20 protein-coding genes are annotated in these 18,719 nt (G+C 57.9%); 11 read left to right on the top strand and 9 right to left on the bottom strand.

All coding sequences use genetic code 11. From position 1 onward, the window contains the following. Positions 1-6: 6 nt before the first annotated feature. The 6 genes from EV102420_RS12720 to EV102420_RS12745 are packed head-to-tail and all read left to right on the top strand — an operon-like array spanning position 7 to position 5,509. Positions 7-1,107 (top strand): ABC transporter permease subunit, encoded by a 1,101-nt coding sequence (locus EV102420_RS12720; protein WP_042392281.1) that lies wholly within the window; start codon positions 7-9, stop codon positions 1,105-1,107. Beyond that, positions 1,104-1,871 carry an ABC transporter ATP-binding protein gene (locus tag EV102420_RS12725; RefSeq protein ID WP_042392282.1) on the top strand — a complete coding sequence of 256 codons (768 nt, stop codon included), beginning with the start codon at positions 1,104-1,106 and terminating at the stop codon, positions 1,869-1,871. Before EV102420_RS12720 ends, EV102420_RS12725 begins: the two co-directional genes overlap by 4 nt. Continuing rightward, positions 1,864-2,586 (top strand): ABC transporter ATP-binding protein, encoded by a 723-nt coding sequence (locus EV102420_RS12730; RefSeq protein WP_042392284.1) that lies wholly within the window; start codon positions 1,864-1,866, stop codon positions 2,584-2,586. Before EV102420_RS12725 ends, EV102420_RS12730 begins: the two co-directional genes overlap by 8 nt. A 27-nt stretch (positions 2,587-2,613) precedes the next feature. Beyond that, positions 2,614-3,771, top strand: coding sequence for a branched-chain amino acid ABC transporter substrate-binding protein (locus EV102420_RS12735; protein ID WP_042392285.1), 1,158 nt, complete (start codon positions 2,614-2,616; stop codon positions 3,769-3,771). Between the two features lie 14 nt (positions 3,772-3,785). Further along, positions 3,786-4,274 (top strand): L-2-amino-thiazoline-4-carboxylic acid hydrolase, encoded by a 489-nt coding sequence (locus EV102420_RS12740; protein WP_042392287.1) that lies wholly within the window; start codon positions 3,786-3,788, stop codon positions 4,272-4,274. After that, the gene (locus EV102420_RS12745; RefSeq protein WP_042392288.1) at positions 4,274-5,509 is read left to right on the top strand and encodes a Zn-dependent hydrolase; all 1,236 of its coding nucleotides are present in this window, start codon (positions 4,274-4,276) and stop codon (positions 5,507-5,509) included. Before EV102420_RS12740 ends, EV102420_RS12745 begins: the two co-directional genes overlap by 1 nt. Positions 5,510-5,571: 62 nt before the next feature. On the opposite strand, the gene mcbA is transcribed toward EV102420_RS12745, so the two are convergent. Further along, the gene (gene mcbA / locus EV102420_RS12750) at positions 5,572-5,835 is read right to left on the bottom strand and encodes a DUF1471 family periplasmic protein McbA (RefSeq protein WP_042392290.1); all 264 of its coding nucleotides are present in this window, start codon (positions 5,833-5,835) and stop codon (positions 5,572-5,574) included. Positions 5,836-5,997: 162 nt separating this feature from the next. Here mcbA and rlmF point away from each other — a divergent pair, with 162 nt between their 5' ends. Then, positions 5,998-6,936: a 23S rRNA (adenine(1618)-N(6))-methyltransferase RlmF gene (rlmF, locus tag EV102420_RS12755; RefSeq protein ID WP_042392292.1), complete on the top strand. Its 939-nt coding sequence runs from the start codon at positions 5,998-6,000 to the stop codon at positions 6,934-6,936. On the opposite strand, the gene ybiO is transcribed toward rlmF, so the two are convergent. From ybiO to rhtA, 6 genes are all read right to left on the bottom strand, one after another. Further along, on the bottom strand, positions 6,926-9,181 hold the full coding sequence (ybiO, locus tag EV102420_RS12760; RefSeq protein WP_042392294.1) for a mechanosensitive channel protein: 2,256 nt from the start codon (positions 9,179-9,181) through the stop codon (positions 6,926-6,928). The two genes, rlmF and ybiO, sit on opposite strands and share 11 nt — an antisense overlap. Positions 9,182-9,303: 122 nt before the next feature. Next, a complete protein-coding gene (gene glnQ / locus EV102420_RS12765; RefSeq protein WP_042392295.1) occupies positions 9,304-10,026 on the bottom strand; it encodes a glutamine ABC transporter ATP-binding protein GlnQ in 723 nt (240 codons plus the stop codon). Then, positions 10,023-10,682: a glutamine ABC transporter permease GlnP gene (gene glnP / locus EV102420_RS12770; RefSeq protein ID WP_042392296.1), complete on the bottom strand. Its 660-nt coding sequence runs from the start codon at positions 10,680-10,682 to the stop codon at positions 10,023-10,025. Before glnP ends, glnQ begins: the two co-directional genes overlap by 4 nt. Positions 10,683-10,774: 92 nt before the next feature. After that, on the bottom strand, positions 10,775-11,515 hold the full coding sequence (glnH, locus tag EV102420_RS12775; RefSeq protein ID WP_042392298.1) for a glutamine ABC transporter substrate-binding protein GlnH: 741 nt from the start codon (positions 11,513-11,515) through the stop codon (positions 10,775-10,777). A 374-nt stretch (positions 11,516-11,889) separates the two neighbouring features. Continuing rightward, positions 11,890-12,393, bottom strand: a complete 504-nt coding sequence (dps, locus tag EV102420_RS12780; RefSeq protein WP_042392299.1) for a DNA starvation/stationary phase protection protein Dps — start codon at positions 12,391-12,393, stop codon at positions 11,890-11,892. A gap of 273 nt (positions 12,394-12,666) precedes the next feature. Further along, complete coding sequence (rhtA, locus tag EV102420_RS12785; RefSeq protein WP_042392301.1) at positions 12,667-13,554, bottom strand: threonine/homoserine exporter RhtA; 888 nt, start codon at positions 13,552-13,554, stop codon at positions 12,667-12,669. A gap of 353 nt (positions 13,555-13,907) precedes the next feature. Here rhtA and ompX point away from each other — a divergent pair, with 353 nt between their 5' ends. Both ompX and EV102420_RS12795 read left to right on the top strand, forming a co-directional pair. Further along, positions 13,908-14,417, top strand: coding sequence for an outer membrane protein OmpX (gene ompX, locus EV102420_RS12790; RefSeq protein ID WP_042392303.1), 510 nt, complete (start codon positions 13,908-13,910; stop codon positions 14,415-14,417). Between the two features lie 255 nt (positions 14,418-14,672). After that, the gene (locus tag EV102420_RS12795) at positions 14,673-14,870 is read left to right on the top strand and encodes a type II toxin -antitoxin system TacA 1-like antitoxin (protein ID WP_052512364.1); all 198 of its coding nucleotides are present in this window, start codon (positions 14,673-14,675) and stop codon (positions 14,868-14,870) included. Positions 14,871-14,943: 73 nt separating this feature from the next. Here the strand turns inward: EV102420_RS12795 and EV102420_RS12800 are convergent, their stop codons facing one another. Together EV102420_RS12800 and mntS are read right to left on the bottom strand one after the other, a co-directional pair. After that, positions 14,944-16,527, bottom strand: a complete 1,584-nt coding sequence (locus tag EV102420_RS12800; protein WP_042392335.1) for a phosphoethanolamine transferase — start codon at positions 16,525-16,527, stop codon at positions 14,944-14,946. A gap of 278 nt (positions 16,528-16,805) precedes the next feature. Next, positions 16,806-16,934: a manganase accumulation protein MntS gene (mntS, locus tag EV102420_RS12805; protein WP_042392305.1), complete on the bottom strand. Its 129-nt coding sequence runs from the start codon at positions 16,932-16,934 to the stop codon at positions 16,806-16,808. Positions 16,935-17,125: 191 nt separating this feature from the next. On the opposite strand from mntS, the gene mntR reads away from it, so the two are divergent. Continuing rightward, complete coding sequence (mntR, locus tag EV102420_RS12810; RefSeq protein WP_042392308.1) at positions 17,126-17,599, top strand: manganese-binding transcriptional regulator MntR; 474 nt, start codon at positions 17,126-17,128, stop codon at positions 17,597-17,599. Beyond that, the gene (locus EV102420_RS12815; protein WP_042392309.1) at positions 17,596-18,705 is read left to right on the top strand and encodes an SLC13 family permease; all 1,110 of its coding nucleotides are present in this window, start codon (positions 17,596-17,598) and stop codon (positions 18,703-18,705) included. Before mntR ends, EV102420_RS12815 begins: the two co-directional genes overlap by 4 nt. Positions 18,706-18,719: the final 14 nt, after the last annotated feature.

Below are 18,719 nucleotides of genomic sequence, written 5' to 3' on the forward strand. Positions count from 1 at the left end.
GATCCTATGACTATTTTAACCTCCGAACGCAGCGCACCGCGTCTTAACCTCGGCATCATTCTGCTGGTGGCCGGGCTGCTGCTCGCTCCGTGGCTGGCCTCTGCCGCTGGCGGCAACTACTGGGTGCGGGTGATCGACTTTACCCTGCTCTACATCATGCTCGCCCTGGGCCTTAACATTGTGGTCGGCTTTACCGGCCTGCTGGATATGGGCTTTATCGCTTTCTACGCTGTCGGGGCTTATCTTGCGGCGCTGCTGGCTTCCCCGCACCTGCTTGATGCCTTCCCGATATTGCAGGGCTACTTCAGCGACGGGCTGCACGTCTCTTATGGGGTGCTGATCCCGCTGGCAGCCCTAATTGCCGGGATCTGCGGCATCCTGCTGGGCGCGCCGACCCTGCGCCTGCGTGGGGACTATCTGGCGATTGTGACTCTCGGCTTCGGGGAGATTATCCGCATTCTGATGCGTAACCTCGACCGTCCGGTCAACATCACCAACGGTGCGAAGGGGATCTCGGGCATCGACTCCCTGAGCCTGTTTGGCCTGGAGTTCCGCGGCGTTTACCACCTGCTGGGGGTGAAAATTCCCGCGCTCTATCTCTGGTACTACCTCTTTGCCACGCTGATTGTAGCGATCGTCTTTATCTGTATCCGTCTGCAACGCTCCAGGGTGGGCCGGGCCTGGCACGCCATCCGCGAGGATGAGGACGTGGCCCGGGCGATGGGCATCAACGTACGTAACTTTAAGCTGCTGGCTTTCGCGATGGGCGCTTCCTTTGGCGGCGTCGCCGGGGTGATGTTTGCCTCGTTCCAGGGCTTCGTCTCCCCCGAATCCTTTACGTTGCAGGAGTCCATCGTGGTGCTGGCGATGGTGGTGCTTGGGGGCATTGGCCACGTGCCGGGGGTGATCCTCGGGGCGGTGATGCTCTCGGCGCTGCCGGAGCTGCTGCGCAGCCAGGCCGTGCCGGTGCAGGAGGCGCTGTTCGGCACCGTGCTGGTGGATCCGGAGATCCTGCGTCAGCTCTTCTACGGCCTGGCGCTGGTGCTGGTGATGATTTTCCGTCCGGGCGGCGTCTGGCCCGCTAAACACGCGGGGGCAAAAGCATGAGCCTGTTAACGATCCGTCATCTTAATAAACGCTTCGGCGGCCTGGTGGCGGTGAACGACGTCAGCCTGTCGGTCAAGGCGGGGGAGATTTACGGCCTGATTGGCCCCAACGGCGCAGGCAAAACGACCTGCTTCAACCTGATCACCGGCCTCTACACCGCTGACAGCGGCGAGTTTAGCCTGGCCGACAAACCTTACTCGCCAAAGGCGATTGAGAAAGTGACCCAGGCAGGCATCGCCCGCACCTTCCAGAACCTACGCCTGTTTAACGACATGAGCGTGCTGGAGAACGTGATGATCGGTCGTCACGTCCGCACCCGCAACGGTCTGTGGGCTGCCATCACCCGCCATAAGCGGGCGAGAGAGGAGGAGGCGGAGACCGAGCGCCAGGCCTGGTACTGGCTGGAGTACACCGGCATCGCCCAGTTTGCCCACTACCGCGCCAGCGATCTCGCCTACGGCCACCAGCGCCGTCTTGAGATTGCCCGCGCCCTGGCAACCGATCCTAAGCTGCTGGCCCTCGACGAGCCTGCGGCAGGCATGAACGCGGCGGAGAAAGTCGCCCTCGGCGAGCTGCTGCGCCGTATTCGTGACGATGGCAAAACCATTTTGATTATTGAGCATGACGTGAAGCTGATTATGAGCCTCTGCGACCGCATCAGCGTGCTGGACTACGGCAAGGTGATTGCCGAAGGAGAACCGGAGGCGGTACGTCGTCATCCGGATGTGATCCGCGCCTATCTGGGAGGAAACGCCCATGTCTGAACCTATTTTGCAGGTGCGCAACCTCTCCGTGCACTACGGCGGGATCAAGGCGGTACGCGGCATCGAATTCAGCCTTAACGAAGGTGAGCAGGGCACGCTGCTGGGAGCCAACGGCGCAGGCAAAAGCTCTACCGTACGGGCCATCGCCGGGCTGCAACCCTACGGCGGAGAGATCCTCTGGCGCGGAAAATCGATTCACCGCCGTGCCCCGCAGGATCTGCTGCGTGACGGTATTGTCCTTGTGCCCGAGGGGCGAGGCATCTTCACCCGCATGACGGTAGAAGAGAACCTGCTGATGGGTGCCTGGCAACGCAAGGGACGCCAGGCGGTGAAGCAGGAGATGGCTCAGCTGTATGAACGTTTTCCGCGCCTCGGTGAACGCAAAGATCAGCTGGCCGGGCTGCTCTCCGGCGGCGAACAGCAGCTGCTGGCTCTGGGCCGGGCGCTCCTCAGCCAGCCGCGCCTGCTGATCCTCGACGAGCCGTCGATGGGGCTGGCCCCGATCATGGTTGAAACCATTTTTAAAGAGATTGCCGCTCTGCGCGATGCGGGCGTCACGCTGCTGCTGATCGAGCAGAACGCCCGGCTGGCGCTGGAGGTCACCCATCGCGCGTGGGTGATGGACAGCGGATCTATCGCCCATCACGGCGACTCTGCCGCGCTGCTGGCCGACAACCGAATTCAGGAAATTTATTTAGGCGAAGTTGCCGTTTAAAACACCACCAACATCAGGGAAACAATAATGAAAACCATGAAACATAAAGTGCTGAGCGCCACGATCGCGCTCACCGCCCTCGGCGGAGCAGTTGTAAACCCGGCCCAGGCCGATGACACCGTGATTATCGGTCTGGCTGGCCCGCTGACCGGCCCGTCGGCGCGTATCGGTAAGGATCTGGAGAACGGCGCGCAGCTCGCCATCGATGACGTGAATAAAACCCACCCGACGATTGGCGGCAAGGCGGTGACCTTTAAGCTGCAATCCGAGGACGATCAGTCCGACCCGCGTACCGCCGTTGCCGTGGCCCAGCGCCTGGTGGACAGCGAAGTGGCAGGGGTGGTCGGTCACTGGAACACCGGGACCAGCATTCCGGCTGCGCGTATCTATCACGATGCGGGCATCGCCCAAGTTGCTCCGGTCGCCACCGGTCATGCCTATACCCAGCAGGGCTTTGACACCAGCTTCCGCGTCATGGGGCATGACGATGACGGCGGTGACTACGCGGCAAAATATGCCGTGCAGACGCTGAAGGCGAAGCGCATCGCGGTGATCGATGACCGTACCGCCTTTGGTCAGGGGCTGGCCGACGAGTTTATCAAGTCGCTGGAAGCGCAGGGCATCAAGCCGGTTGACCGCCAGTACGTTGATGAGAAGACCGTAGATTTCAACGCCGTGCTGACCGCCATCCGCAGCAAAAATGCCGATCTGGTCTTCTTCGGCGGCGTGGATAGCCAGGCGGCTCCGCTGGCGCGTCGTCTCAAGCAGCTGGGCATGAAGGCCACGCTGATGGGCGCGGGCGGCTTCGTGAGCCAGACCTTCCTGAGCCTGGCGCAGAAAGAGGGCGAGGGCGTGGTGGCCCTGGAGCCGGGTCTGCCGGTAGAGAAGATGCCGGGCGGGAAAGCGTTCGAGCAGGCCTACCAGTCTAAATACCATACCCATATCGAACTGCATGCGCCGTTTGCCTATGACGCCACCCGGGTGCTGATCGCCGCGATGCAGAAAGCCGACTCCGTTGACGCCGGTGACTATCTGCCTGCCCTGCGCGCCATCAGCTACACGGGCGTGACCGGCAATATTGCCTTTGACGAGCAGGGCAACCTGAAAAATCCATCCTTTACCGTCTACAAAGTGGTGAACGGTAAGTGGGAACCCCAGACCGTGCTGGGCGGAAGCGCGAAATAAGCTGTGAGGCAATAATGAGCTGTGAGCAAAAACAAGAGCTGGGCATTCTCGCCCGCCGTAAAATTGAAGCTGAAATAATTAAACCTATCTATGACATCCTGGTGCGCGAGGTGGGTAAAGCCCGCGCCCAGGCGGTGATTGGTGAAGCCATTGAGCAGGCGGCCATTCAGGCCGGGCAGAACTTTGCCGCCGCGGAGCCGAAAAAAGCGGATCTGCGCAGCTTCGTCGACCTGCAGTATCTCTGGGAGAAGGATAACGCCCTCGACGTGCGGGTGATCGAAGACGACGGCCAGCGCTACGACTATGACGTGACGCGCTGCCGCTACGCCGAGATGTACCACGAGATGGGCCTCGGCGAGATCGGCCATCTGCTCTCCTGCGCGAGGGATGACAAGTTCATCGTCGGCTATGCGCCGGACGTTGAGCTGACCCGCACCCAGACCATTATGTCCGGTGCGCCGTGCTGCGATTTCCGCTATCGCGTTAAAGACAAGGAGGCGTGATGGCCTCTCCTCTACAGGTGGATAGCGCGCGCCTGTGGCAGACGCTTAACGAGTTTGCCACGCTTGGCGCAACGGCGGGGGGCGGGGTGACCCGGCTGGCGCTGAGCGATGAGGATCGGCACGGACGCGACCTGCTCGCGACCTGGGCGCGTGAAGCGGGTTTTCGCTGTGAGGTTGATCGGCTGGGGAATATGTTTATTCGCCGGGCGGGCAGCAACCCGGATCTGGCTCCGGTACTCACCGGCTCGCACGGCGACTCCCAGCCGCTGGGCGGCAACTACGACGGCATCTATGGCGTGCTCGCCGGGCTGGAGGCGCTGCGCACCCTTAACGATCGCGGCATCACCACCGAGCGCGACCTCATTCTGGTGAACTGGACCAATGAAGAGGGGGCGCGTTTCGCCCCGGCGATGCTGGCCTCCGGCGTCTGGGCCGGGGTGTTCAGCGAAGCCTATGCTCTGGCGCGGGAGGATCGCGACGGCATTAGCGTCGGCCAGGCGCTGGCGGCTATCGGCTATCAGGGCGAGCATCCTGCGGCGGCTATCCCGCTGCACGCCTGCTACGAGCTGCATATCGAGCAGGGGCCGCTGCTTGAGGCAGAGGAGAGGGATATCGGCGTGGTTCATGCTGCTATGGGCCAGCGCTGGTATGAGATCAACCTGACCGGCTTTGCTGCCCACGCAGGCACCACGCCGATGGATCTGCGTCGTGACGCTCTGTGCGCCTTTGCCGAGCTGACCCTGGCGGTAGAGGCCATTGGCCGCCGCTTTGCGCCGGACGGGCGCGCCACCGTGGGCAGCGTGCAGGTGACGCCTAACTCACGCAACGTCGTACCGTCAGCGGTCTTCTGCACCGTCGAGTTCCGCCATCCAGAGACCGCTGCGCTGGTAGCGATGGAGGCGGCGCTGGCTGAGGCGTTGGACGGGCTGTCGGCCCGCCGCATCGACGTCGCCTGGGAGCGCATCTTTGACTACGCGCCGGTGGACTTTGATAAGGGCTGTATCGCACGCATCGAGCAGGCGACCCGCGAACTGGGCTACTCTCAGCGCCGGATGGTCTCCGGTGCCGGTCACGACGCCTGCTACGTTAATCGCGTAGCGCCCACGGCGATGATCTTTATCCCCTGCGAAAAGGGCATCAGCCATAACGAGGCGGAAAACATTACTCCTCAGTGGGCAGAGCGCGGGGCAAACGTGCTGCTCAACACCCTGCTGGCGGCGGCTAACGAACGCTGATAGCTGTTAAGCGCAACGCCCCGGAAAGTCATAGCGGCTTTTCGGGGCGAGGTGAAGATAACTCATTTGTAGATAGTGGCCGTGCCGTACATCTGGTTTTCACCGCCAGCGGCGTCAATTACAAACCCTTTTGCGCCTTGCTCGCGGGCTTTTTCTGCCAGCTCGTCCTGGAGATCGTCCAGGCTTAGCGCGCCGTGGGCAGAGACCGTGCCCGCTGGGCGCAGCGTCCCGGTGTCGTCTCTCATCAACTGCTGGGGTGCGGCAAAGGCGCTAACCGTCATGGCGGAGAACGCCAGCGCGGCAGCCATTGCCAGATATTTTTTCATCATGACATCCTCTTATAAAGAAACCGCAGCTTAAGTTTAGGCCCGGCGAAGAGCGGCTTACGGGCAAAAATTTCGGCAACATGCTGTGGTTTTTTGCATGAATGGCTGTTTACCGCGCTGGCTTCAGGGGGTATCTTACGCCGCTTATTACAGGAGAATGCCATGAATGCCCAGAAGCCGGGGTTACACCCGCGTAACCGTCACCGCAGCCGCTACGATCTCGACGCCCTTTGTATCGACGAACCCAACCTGCGCGATTTTATTATCGCGACGCCTGCCGGTGAGCCGACGGTGAATTTTGCCGATCCCGAGGCCGTCAAGGCGTTGAACAAAGCGCTGCTGGCACACTTCTATGGGGTGAAGCACTGGGATATTCCTGAAGGTTTTCTCTGCCCGCCGGTGCCGGGACGGGCGGACTATATCCACCATCTGGCGGATCTGCTGGCGGAAACCAGCGTCGACGGTACGATCCCGCGCCAGGCGAGCGTGCTGGATATCGGCACCGGCGCAAACTGCATCTATCCGCTGATTGGCCACCATGAATATGGCTGGCGCTTTACCGGCACCGAGATAGGTGATGCGGCTTTTGCCAGCGCCCAGGCGATTGTGACCGGTAATCCGGGCCTGACCCGCGCGGTGCGCCTGCGCCGCCAGAAAGATCCGGCCGCCATTCTCAACGGCATGATCCACAAGAACGAGCAGTACGATGCCACGCTGTGCAACCCACCGTTCCACGACTCGGCGGCAGCGGCGCAGGCGGGCAACGACCGCAAGCGGCGCAACCTTGGCCAGAGCGAGGCGAGCGGGCTTAACTTTGGTGGTCAGCAGCAGGAGCTGTGGTGCGAGGGTGGAGAAGTGGCGTTTATCAGCAAGATGATTGCCGAGAGCCAGGCCTTTGGCCGTCAGGTGCTGTGGTTCACCTCGCTGGTGTCACGCGGCGAGAACCTGCCTCCGCTCTATCGCGCCCTGACCGCTGCCGGGGCGGTGAAGGTCGTGAAAAAAGAGATGGCCCAGGGGCAGAAGCAGAGCCGCTTCATTGCCTGGACCTTCCTGGATGAGGCCCAGCGTCGCCGCTGGGCACAGACGCGGTTTAAAGCGTAGGTTGTGCAGGGGGCAAGGTCTGTCCGCCCCCTGGCTCTGCGGCCCCCGGCTGCCCGGCCGCTGGGTTAGCCAGCATCTGGTAGGTCTGCACCGGCGGGCGCACATCGGCAAGGTCAAAGTGCTTTTTCACCATGCTGTCGAGGGCAAAGCGCACCGTCCACTGCTTCAGCGGCTGGGTGGTAAAGGTCACCCGCAGCGTGAAGGCGGTGTTGGTCAGGCCCACAATGCCCACAAAGCTTGGCTCGCCAATGATCAGCTTGCGAATATCCTCCTGCTCCATCAGCTCACCCACCGCTGCCTTCAGCGCATTATTGGCTTTCTCCGCATCCTCATGGCGATCGACATCGTAGTTCGCCACTATCGACCCAATCCCGCGCACAAAGTTGGCAAAGGTGGTGATCGATGACCACGGAATGATGTGGTAGGCCCCGGTATCCTGGCGCACACCAACGGAGCGGATCGACATTCGCTCTACCGTGCCGGTTAGCGGCCCGATGGTGACCAGATCCCCGGTGTTCATCCCGTTCTCAAACTGGATAAAGATCCCGGTGATAATATCTTTTACCAGGGTTTGCGCCCCGAAGGAGATGGCCAGGCCCAGGGCCCCGGCACCGGCCAGCAGCGGAGCAATGTTCACCCCGATCTCTGAGAGCACAATCATCACCGTAATAGTGCTGATCACCACCGCCAATGCGTTGCGGAACAGGGTGAGCAGGGTGCGGGTACGGGCGCTGGGCAGCGGCCGACCGTGAATATCCGAGGAGAGCCGGTTTTCGATCAGGCTCGCTAGCACGGTCCAGCCCACCGCCGAGAAGAAGAGGATCAGCGCGATACGGATCAGAATATCGACGGCTTTCTCTCCCGCCCCGTAGTGCAGCCAGTTCCAGAAATCGAACAGGCCCCACGCGCTGAGCAGCAGCATGATGGCGACAATCACGGTGAGAAAACGCGCTACCTTCAGCGCCGTCGACAGCCAGCCGTTGACCCGCTTTTGCAGCTCAGGGTAGTTACGCTGCACCTGAGCGGAGAGGGTGATCCGTTTGGCAATCCAGCGCGACAGCATGCCGGAAACAAAGGCCGCAATGCCGATAATCGCCAGGCTGCGCACCGTCGCGCCCATCATAAATTTCAGGCTGTTACCCGGATCGAACAGCGAGAAGAAGAACAGCACCACGAAATAAGCGCTGGCGAGCCAGTGCCAGATCAGCGCAAAGGCGCGAATAAACAGGCTAAAGAAGGCCAGCGAGCGATCGGCAAGGTGGTGGAGATTCTCATAGACCGTGGTCTTGTTGTGAAAAATAAGATAGAGCGCCCAGGTAGTGATACAGAGCATGATCAGCACGTTCGCCAGCGCGCCAAACTGAACGTTAACCTGGTTAGAGATGATCGGCACGGCGACCAGCAGGCCATAGCCTATTAGGCTGCTCAGGGCACTCAGGCGCAGGTGCCAATACTTCGCCGCCTCGTTTTTTATCGAGAAAGGACGCAGATCGGGGAAGCGCGGGCAGAAAATCAGGCGCAGGATCGCCTTGAAGAACTCAATGAGTGCAAAGGCGTTGAGGAACAGGCTCTGCTGAAAGGCAATGGTACGGTTGCCGCCGTTGAGGTTATCGCTCAACAGCTGACCGACAAAGAGGGTGAGCGCCAGCAGCAGCAGGTCGATAATAAACGCTCCGACGATCATCGCAGGCAGCTGTAACCAGTTGGCCCTGTCATGATTCTTGCGGCGTCCCCATTTGCCCATCTTGCGGTAGAGCGGGAAGGCGCAGAGGCGCACCAGCCAGTAGAAGACACAGACCAGCCCGGCGAGCAGCAGGAAGTGACCGGCGGCGTTGATAAAGGTCTGTGGGTTAAAGGTCTTGTGCGGCGAGCCGGTAATATTGCGGTAGAGCTGGGCAAAGCGCGACGACAGCTCCTGACCGAAATGCTGGCTGACCTCCTGCACGTTCTCCAGCACCGTCTTCTCTTCGGCGACCTCTTCCGGCGGGGCGATGGTGGGCATCGGCTCCGGCGGCGGCGTGGCGGCAACCTTACGTAGTTGACCGATCAGCTCTTCCCGGGAGCTGGTGTTCTCCAACACGTCCGCTAGCGCGCCGTAGGCGGCTTTCTTCTGCTCCAGATCCGGCTCGGCGGCCGGTGCCGTCTCGTTGGTGGCAGGCGCTGCGGACGTGGAGGTGACGCCAGGAATGGTGGCCGCGTGAAGCGGCATAATGAATAGGCTAAGCAGCAGCAGTAACCATGGCACGGTCTCTCTCCTGAGAAAATAGTGCAAAAAGATAAGTATAGATGCTGCCAGCGCTGCGCCTGGAAATGGGAGGAATCCGGGGGGAAGAAAAAAACGCTCCCCGGAAGGAGAGCGTTAATAAATCAGGAGACGTGCTGGAGGAACTCTTGCAGACGCGGGCTGGGCGGGTTCTCAATAAGCTGCTGCGGATTGCCGTCTTCAGCAATGCGGCCCTTGTCGATAAAGATCAGCCGCGAGGCGACCTTCTCCGCAAAGCCGATCTCGTGGGTCACGATCACCATCGTCATGCCCTCTTCGGCCAGGTCCTGCATCACCTTCAGCACCTCGTGGCGCAGCTCAGGGTCAAGGGCCGAAGTCGGCTCATCAAACAGCATCATCTTCGGCTTCACCGCCAGCGCACGGGCAATCGCCACGCGCTGCTGCTGACCGCCGGAGAGTTCAGACGGATAGTGGTGAGCGCGCTCGGCCAGGCCGACCTTCGCCAGCAGCGCATTCGCCAGCGTCTCCGCCTCGCTTTTACTTGCCCCACGCACGCGCAGCGGGCCAAACATCACGTTCTCCAGCGCCGTCAGGTGCGGGAAGAGGTAGAACTGCTGGAACACCATGCCGGCTTCCTGACGGATCAGGCGCTCATCGACCTTCGGATCGTTGACCTTCAGACCATCGACGATCAGATCGCCGCTAGTGATCTCTTCCAGCTTGTTGATGCAGCGCAGCAGCGTCGACTTACCGGAGCCGGAAGGGCCAATGATGACCACCACTTCGCCCTGGGTAATGTTCAGGTCGATGTTATGCAGCACCTGGGTTTTACCAAAGTGCTTGGAGACGTTTTTAAATTCAATCACAGGATTTTCATCCTTCTTTCCAGACGACGCAAAATAAAGCTCAGCACCAGGGTGATGATGAGATAGAACACCGCCACGGCGCTCCAGATCTCCAGTGCACGGAAGTTACCGGCAATAATCTCCTGGCCCTGGCGAGTCAGTTCGGCCACGCCGATAACAATAAACAGCGAGGTATCTTTGATGCTGATGATCCACTGATTACCCAGCGGCGGCAGCATACGGCGCAGCGCCAGGGGCAGGATCACCCGGCGAATGGTCTCGCGCTTAGAGAGGCCCAGCGCCAGGCCCGCTTCGCTGAAGCCTTTATGGATCGAGAGCACCGCGCCGCGGGTAATTTCAGCGATGTAGGCCCCGGAGTTGATCATGATGGTGACAACGGCGGCGCTGAACGGGTCGATGCGCAGATCGTTGAAGGCCATCGGCAGGGCGAAGTAGATAAACATCACCTGCACGACGATAGGCGTCCCGCGAATGATCTCGATAAATACCAGTGCGATGTGGTTTGCTATCCAGCCGCCGAAGCTGCGGGCGAAACCGGCTGCAAGGCCGATAATCAAACCACCCGCCAGACCGAGGACCGAGATCCACAGGGTCATTTTGACGCCTTCAAACAAAATAGGAATGGCAGGCCAGATGGCACTCCAGTCAAACTGCATGATGAATTCCTGTATACCGTGGTGAAAAACTTAAAATGTAGGCCCGGTAAGCGCGAGCGCCACCGGGCGTTACAAGCCTGAATCAGGCAAATTTATTTAGGCTCGGTACCGAACCATTTTTTATAGATTTCGTTGTAGGTGCCGTTCTCTTTCAGGGTTTTCAGCGCGCCGTTCACTTTCTCGCGCAGATCGCTGCCTTTCGGGAAGGCGATACCGTACTGCTGCGCTTCCAGAGAGTCACCAACCGCTTTGAACTGGCCTTTGCCTGCGGTCTGAATGAAGTACAGAATGTTCGGCGTATCGTGCAGAACCGCGTCAGCGCGGTTAGTGCCCAGTTCCATATAGGCGTTGTCGATGTTCGGGAACTGGCGCAGATCTTTAGTTTTGATATTGGCTTTCGCATAGTCAACGGAGCCGGTACCGCTCTTCACCGCAACCACTTTACCGTCGAGATCTTTTACGCTTTTCACGTCGTTGTTATTGGCTTTAACCATCACCAGCAGGCCGCTTTTGTAGTAGCCGTCAGAGAAGTCGACCGCTTTTTTACGCTCGTCGGTAATGGTGATCCCAGCCAGCGCCAGGTCAACGTTTTTGGTTTGCAGTGCCGGGATAATGCCGCTGAAGTCCATCGGCTTAAGGGTGTAATCCAGCTTCAGCTCTTTCGCGACGGCAGCCCACAGGTCCACGTCAAAACCAACGTATTTATCGCCCTGTTTGAATTCGAACGGAACAAACGCGGTATCGGTGGCGACGACCAGTTTATCGGCAGCGTGAGAAGAGACCGCAAAAGCCAGGGTAAGTGCAGCAAGGGAAACTTTAAACACAGACTTCATAACATTTCCTTTTATATCCACGGGGCGATCCCCTGAGAGAACGTACGCAGTATGAAAAAATCGTGCCAGGTTTACAACCCATTGTTTTGTAAAGACGATATATTCAATCGCAGGTCAAAAATTATGCATCCATAACCGCCATGCACCATCCTGGGGCGCCATTCTGGTGCGCTGCTGGCTTGTTACACAATATGCTGCTATTAAGCGCAGAAAGCGGCCATAAAACAACCCTTGATTAACGATTGTGTGAGGTAATTATTACAAGTGATTTACTTTATTGCGGAGAGAGGAGAGCGGTATGACAGAGGGGTTGCACCAGAAAAGTGCAAAGCCCCCTCCCGGGCGGGGAGAGGGTCATAGATAAAACGTATGTTTTATTCGATGTTGGATTCGATGAACCACAGGAATTTATCCAGGTCGCGGGAGGCCGCAGTCAGGATATCAGCGGTATCTTCATCTTTCGCTTCTTCGATAGATTTACGCACGTCGTTAGCAACAATGGCATAGCGATCGGCCAGCTCTTTCAGGTGATCCTGAACGCTGTGGATATCCAGCGGGTAGCTTTTCAGCGGAGTCTTGCTGTTAACGACCTGAGTCGTACCCAGTGCAACACCACCTAACTGAACCGCACGCTCGGCGATGGTGTCCAGATGGTCGGTCAGGGTGGTACGGAAGCCGTCCAGCATTTCGTGCACGCCAATGAAGTTAGCGCCGCGCATATTCCAGTGGGCCTGTTTAGTGATCAGAGACAGGTCAATGAACTGGGTCACCTGGCGATTCAGCAGCTCAATAGTCGCTTTTTTATCGTTATCCGCTACATCGTTGCGAGTATAAAGCAGATCGGATGATTTCGTTTTTACCAGTTTAGCGGTACTCATAATCTCATATCCTCTTGATGTGTGTTCCCAGGTAATTACTGGAGCTAAGTATAGCACCGGTTTTGGTCTTTGCTATTTTGGCTGTTCCTATCGGTCCAATAGTAATAACGAGGGTGCAAAAGGCTATTTTTTACATATCAGTAACTTACGCATAACCAGGGAGACGATTCTTAATTTTATATAAGACGTTGAGAATGTTAATGAATATTATTCAAGGCGAGTGGCGAAGGCAGGGGGATATTTTGCACGGTGCGAGACCGTGCAGATAAATAATTAACCAATATCAACTTCTTTAATTGTCGTCTCGCGGCGCAGCGTGAGCGTAGAGCCAACGGAGGCGGCAATAATGGCCGACAGGGCCAGCCACTGCACAAGCGTCAGCGTTTCGCTCAGGAAGATCATCCCCGATACCGCTGCCATCGCTGGCTCCATACTCATAAGGGTACCGAAAGTGCGGGTGGGCAGGCGCGTCAGGGCCATCATCTCTAGCGAGTAGGGCAGGGCGGTAGAGAGAACGGCCACGCCCAGGCCCAGCGGCAGAATCGACCAGTGCCAGAGCGCATCCCCGGCCTGAATCGCACCCAGGGGCACAAACACCACGGCAGCGATCAGGGAGCCCAGCGCCACGGTGGCTGGGCCGTGATCCTCCCCGGCGCGCTGGCCGCAGAGAATATAGATGGCCCAACAGGCACCCGCGCCCAGCGCAAAGGCGGCACCGGTAAGATCGACGTGGGAGACATCCTGCCCCAGCGGCAGAAGGAACCATAGCCCCAGCACGGCCAGCACCACCCAAACAAAATCTACCGGACGCCGGGAGGAGAACAGCGCCACCGCCAGCGGGCCGGTAAACTCCAGCGCCACCGCAATACCCAGCGGCACCGTCTGGATAGAGAGATAGAAGAGATAGTTCATGGCACCCAGCGACAGGCCATAAAACAGCAGCGGCTTACGCTGCTCAGGCGTAAAACGCAGACGCCAGGGTCGAAAGACAATCACGAGGATAATGGTACCGAGCGCCAGACGTAGGGCGGTCACGCCGGGCGCGCCGACCAGCGGAAAGAGCGATTTTGCCAGCGAGGCACCGCTCTGAATCGACGCCATCGCCACAAGCAGTATTAATATAGGTAACCAGGTGGGCAACTTCCGGGGTAAAGCAGGCATCCTTTCTCCTGTCAATTTATGTCAAACCAAGTAAAGAGGGCAGTGTAATGGAAATAGATGTCAGCGGTTGAGACTCCGTTGAAAATAAATGTCAGGAAAGCGGTAGAATGGCGACAAGTTGCTGGATTAATCACCGTATCTTTAGGAATAATCTGGATGAATATGTCGCTTTTATGGCGGCATAATAGCGACATTAGCGGAAAAAAGGCTTTTTTTTTGAAAGAGATACGAGCAAGAGGAAACGTTCTGTTACATCAAAAGGCCCGTTAGACAGCGTGAAGCGCAAAGAGTTTCTCACTATTTTTTGTTATATTTAGTACTTAGGACTTACTTGAAGCACATTTGAGGTGGTTATGAAAAAAATTGCATGTCTTTCAGCACTGGCAGTTGTTCTGGCTGTATCCGCAGGTTCCGCTGTAGCGGCAACCTCTACTGTTACCGGCGGTTATGCTCAGAGCGACATGCAGGGCGTGGCGAACAAAGCTAACGGTTTCAACCTGAAGTATCGCTACGAAAACGACACTCCGCTGGGTTACATCGGTTCCTTTACCTACACTGAAAAAGATCGTACCGAAAGCAACGTGTACAACAAAGCCCAGTACTACGGCGTAACTGCTGGTCCGGCTTTCCGTCTGAACGACTGGGCAAGCATCTACGGTGTAGTGGGTGTTGGCTACGGTAAATTCCAGCAGGCTGAGAATGTTGTAAACCATTCTGACAGCAGCGACTACGGCTTCTCCTACGGTGCGGGCATGCAGTTCAACCCAATCGAAGACGTTGCTATCGACGTTTCCTACGAGCAGAGCCGTATCCGTAGCGTTGACGTTGGCACCTGGATCGCAGGCGTGGGTTACCGCTTCTAATCACCCCGGTGATAGTCTAGACACTAAAACGGCCCTCAGGGGCCGTTTTTTTTATGGGCGCCGTTTATTGGCCCAGGCAAATCCTGTAGGCCCGGCAAGCGTAGCGCCGCCGGGCGTGTCTAAAAACGCCGGGTGGCGCTGCGCTTACCCGGCCTACAAAAAAATGTCGGCGTAGGTTGCGGTGTATTTTTGGAGAATATTTACGCAAAAAATTTTGTATATTTACGGTTCATAAATATACAAAGGAATAGCATCATGCCGGTTGAAAACAGTGCTACTAAAGCTGTAGAAACGCTGTTAATCAAAAAGAGTATTATTGTCGGCCCCAAGGCGTATCTACTGTTTCTTAACCGTCTGGATCTGGCTCCAGCCCCCAATACTGCGCTGCAAAAAACTATGCAAATAGCTGCCTCATGGGAACATAAAGGTGATCTTCATAGCCGAGCATCTTGATGCCTGCATGATAGCCAAACCACTGCTCAAACGTAGGCCCGGCAAGCGTAGCGCCGCCGGGCGGGGATATCCCTTACCGCGAGCGGGTCTCAAACAGGTCGGTGCCCAGATGGTTGTAATCTACCTTTTGCAGCTTGAAGTTGGTCACCCAGGTTGGCCCGGCTTTGTCATTTGAGACAAAGCGGTAGCGGGTGGCGATCTCTTTGGCCGTGATGCCGGTCCACTGCGAAAAGAAGCTGAGGAAGTCGTTGGCCGAGCGGCGGGCTTTAATCAGCCGATGGCGGGTGTCGTCGCTGGAGATCACCATAAACGGCACCTGAAAGTTCTGCTGGAACTTATCGTCGTGGGCCAGATACTGCACCGCTTTGCCGCGCTCCTTGAAGGCCAGACCGTGATCGGAGAAGTAGACCATGGAGAAGGTGCTGCCGCTGTTGCGCAGCTGGTCGTAAAGCTTGCTGAGCAGGGTGTCGGTTTGCGTAATCGAGTAGAGGTAGCAGGAGGTCTCCTTCGACTGAACGAAGTCCGCGTACTTGCCGCCGGTGCGATCGCAGGCCTGCGGGTGAGAGCCCATCAGGTGCAGGACGATCAGCTGCGGCTGGCTGCGGGCGGTGCTCAACACCTGCTCGGTCATCTTCAGCAGCGCTTCATCGCGGGTGTTCTTATCGGCCTCAAAGTCGCCGCTCTTTAAGAACTGTACCTCGTCAGCGCGCTTGGCAATGCTGGCGATGGCGGTATCGTACTCGCCAATCTGCCCTTGATTAGAGAACCACCAGGTCTGGAAACCCGCCCGGTTGGCCAGCGTAACAAAGTTATCCTGATACTGAGGCTTGTTGTCCATCACCCGGTTCAGGGTCAGACCTAACGACTTCTGCGTCGAGCCACTGGCTGCCACGTAGTCAGTAAAAAAGCTGCCGTTAACGCTGCTGGCAAAGGGGGTGTTCTGCCAGTGGCCGCCAAATGCGCCCACCGCGTCGCGTCGCACGCTCTCACCGATCACCACCACATAGGTGTGATACTTCGGCTTAACGCCCATCACGTTCCAGCTGTCTTTCATCCCGGCCAGCTGCGCCATCCGGCTCTGCTCGTCCAGCACTTCCTGATTGTTAACTACCACGTCCTTCACAAAGCGAAACACCGGGTAGCCGGTATCTTTCAGATTAAAGACGCCGCCATAGACAAGGTTCTGCACCGGGGCGACAAAGACGGTAGCCAGACAGAAGGCGATGCCAAGATGATCCCATTTTCCCCAGGTGGCACGCTCGCTCTGCTTACGCCGGATGGCAATCACCCCAAGACCAAAGATAAACAGACCAATCACGTAGTTGTACCACGGGAAAATGGTCAGGATCTCCGTGGACTCCTCCATGTTAGTGGAGTGCAGCGCCAGCAGCGTATTGAAGTTGGGCGCGCCATAGGCCTGGCCAAACGGGTAGTAGGAGGCGGCGAGCAGGGAGAAGACCGCCACCAGCACCTTCTGCGCACGCGGGGCATGACGCCACAGCAGCAGTAGCAGGCAGGCGAACGCGGTGGTATAGAGCAGGCTAAAGGGGTAGCCAAGGGCGTAGTTGATCAGTAACGACTGAAGAAAATAGAAACCCGTCCACGGGCTAAGGGCCTGGCTACGGGCAGCAAGCGTTTCTTTTAGGGTTAAATTCATATAGCTGTATCGCGAAAACGCCATGTGCTCACCCTGGCGTAGAGGGTCAAAACCTGCCGGAGAGGGCGTGGAGTCGAGGGAGAGTTCCGCATCCGCGAGCCGCATTTGTGCAGGGCTGCGAGAAGATAGAGCGAGAGCAGACGAAGATCAACTGCTTACGGGGCAATCTTTTGCGAGGATGGTTGCAAAATCAACAAATAGTGAGTTTTTCTGTGGCAGAGGGAGAGTATGACGGGAGAATGTGACAGAAAAATGAAGCGGCGTACCGCGACGCCGCATTAATGGGATTTTTTATCGTCCTGCTGCGGTTTGCCGTTGAACATATCGCACAGCATGTTGAGCAACTGCAACCGGACCTGGAATGGCGAGTGAGTAAACACGGATAAGCACCTCTTGAGTTCGTTCATATCAACCTCCTCCTGCTGGATTTCGTGACGTTCAATCTACGAAGGTTGTCTGCATTACATACAGATATAGCACAGGCTATATTGTATAGCTACGGCTATTACCCAAATTTTTTGTGCTGGTCTACTTATGGTTTACACTGGGCGCAACCGTATATGATGCATTTATCGCGTTACCCCCATGAGGAAGTTCAATGAGCCGTCGCGCAGGCAAGACAACAACAAAAAAAGTGACGCAGCTGGTGAATGTCGAAGAGCACGTTGAGGGCTTTCGACAGGTGCGGGAAGCGCACCGGCGGGAGCTGATTGATGACTATGTCGAACTGATCTCCGATCTGATCCGCGAGGTGGGGGAGGCCCGTCAGGTGGATATGGCTGCCCGGCTAGGTGTCTCCCAGCCAACGGTGGCAAAGATGCTTAAGCGTCTGGCAACGGTAGGGCTGATTGAGCAGATCCCCTGGCGTGGTGTGTTTCTGACCCCGGAAGGAGAGAAGCTGGCTCAGGAGAGCCGCGAACGGCACCAGATCGTTGAGAGCTTTCTTCTCGTGCTGGGCGTAAGCCCGGAGACCGCCCGCCGTGATGCCGAAGGCATGGAGCACCACGTTAGCGAGGAGACGCTGGAGCGCTTTCGCCTCTTTACCCTTCAGCAGGAGCACCCTGCGGAATGACCCTGCCGTTCGTGCACGCGCTGGCGCGCGATCGCTTTTTCCAACTGCTGATCCTGATCGGCATTATCCTGAGCTTTTTCGTTCCCTTTAACCTGGCAGCGTGGCCCAGGGCGATCGACTGGCACACCATTCTGACGCTAAGTGGACTGATGATGCTCACCAAAGGGGTAGAGCAGAGCGGCTACTTTGACGTGGTGGGGCGCAGAATGGTCCGGCGCTTCGCCACCGAGCGGCGGCTGGCAATGTTTATGGCCCTGGCGGCAGCGCTGCTCTCCACCTTCCTGACCAACGACGTGGCGCTGTTTATTGTTGTGCCGCTCACGCTGACGCTCAGAAAACTGTGTGAAATCCCGGTTAACCGGCTGATCATCTTTGAAGCGCTGGCGGTAAACGCCGGGTCGCTGCTGACCCCTATCGGTAATCCACAAAATATTCTGCTGTGGGGGCGCTCTGGCCTCTCATTCGCCGCCTTTATCGGGCAGATGGCGCTGCTGGCGGTAGTGATGATGGCAAGCCTGCTGCTGCTCTGCTGGTTCTTTTTCCCTAATAAGGCTCTGAACTACCACAGCGGCAGCCAGGCGCCGTCATGGCAGCCGCGCCTGCTCTGGACCTGCCTGGCGCTGTACGTCGTGTTCCTCATCTCGCTGGAGCTGAAGCATGAGGGCTGGGGCGCGTTGATCGTCGCCGCAGGCTTTGCGGTGGTGGCTTTCAAAGTGCTGAAGAGCGTGGACTGGACGCTGCTGCTGGTGTTTATGGCGATGTTTATCGACGTCCACCTGCTGGTGCAGCTTCCTGCGTTACAGGGATCGCTCAACGGGGTAGAGCACCTCTCCCAGCCCGCCCTGTGGCTCACGGCTATCGGCCTGTCGCAGGTGATCAGCAACGTGCCGGCGACCATTCTGCTGCTGAACTACGTCCCAGCCAGCCCGCTGCTGGCCTGGGCGGTCAACGTCGGCGGTTTCGGCCTGCTGCCCGGCTCGCTGGCGAACCTGATCGCCCTGCGGATGGCCAACAACCGCCGCATCTGGTGGCGCTTCCATCTTTACTCTATTCCGCTGCTGATCTGGGCCGCGCTGGTGGGGTATGGGTTACTTATTATCAGTTAATGCGAATTTGTCAG

It is taken from the genome of Pseudescherichia vulneris NBRC 102420, assembly GCF_000759795.1.
GTDB lineage: Bacteria > Pseudomonadota > Gammaproteobacteria > Enterobacterales > Enterobacteriaceae > Pseudescherichia > Pseudescherichia vulneris.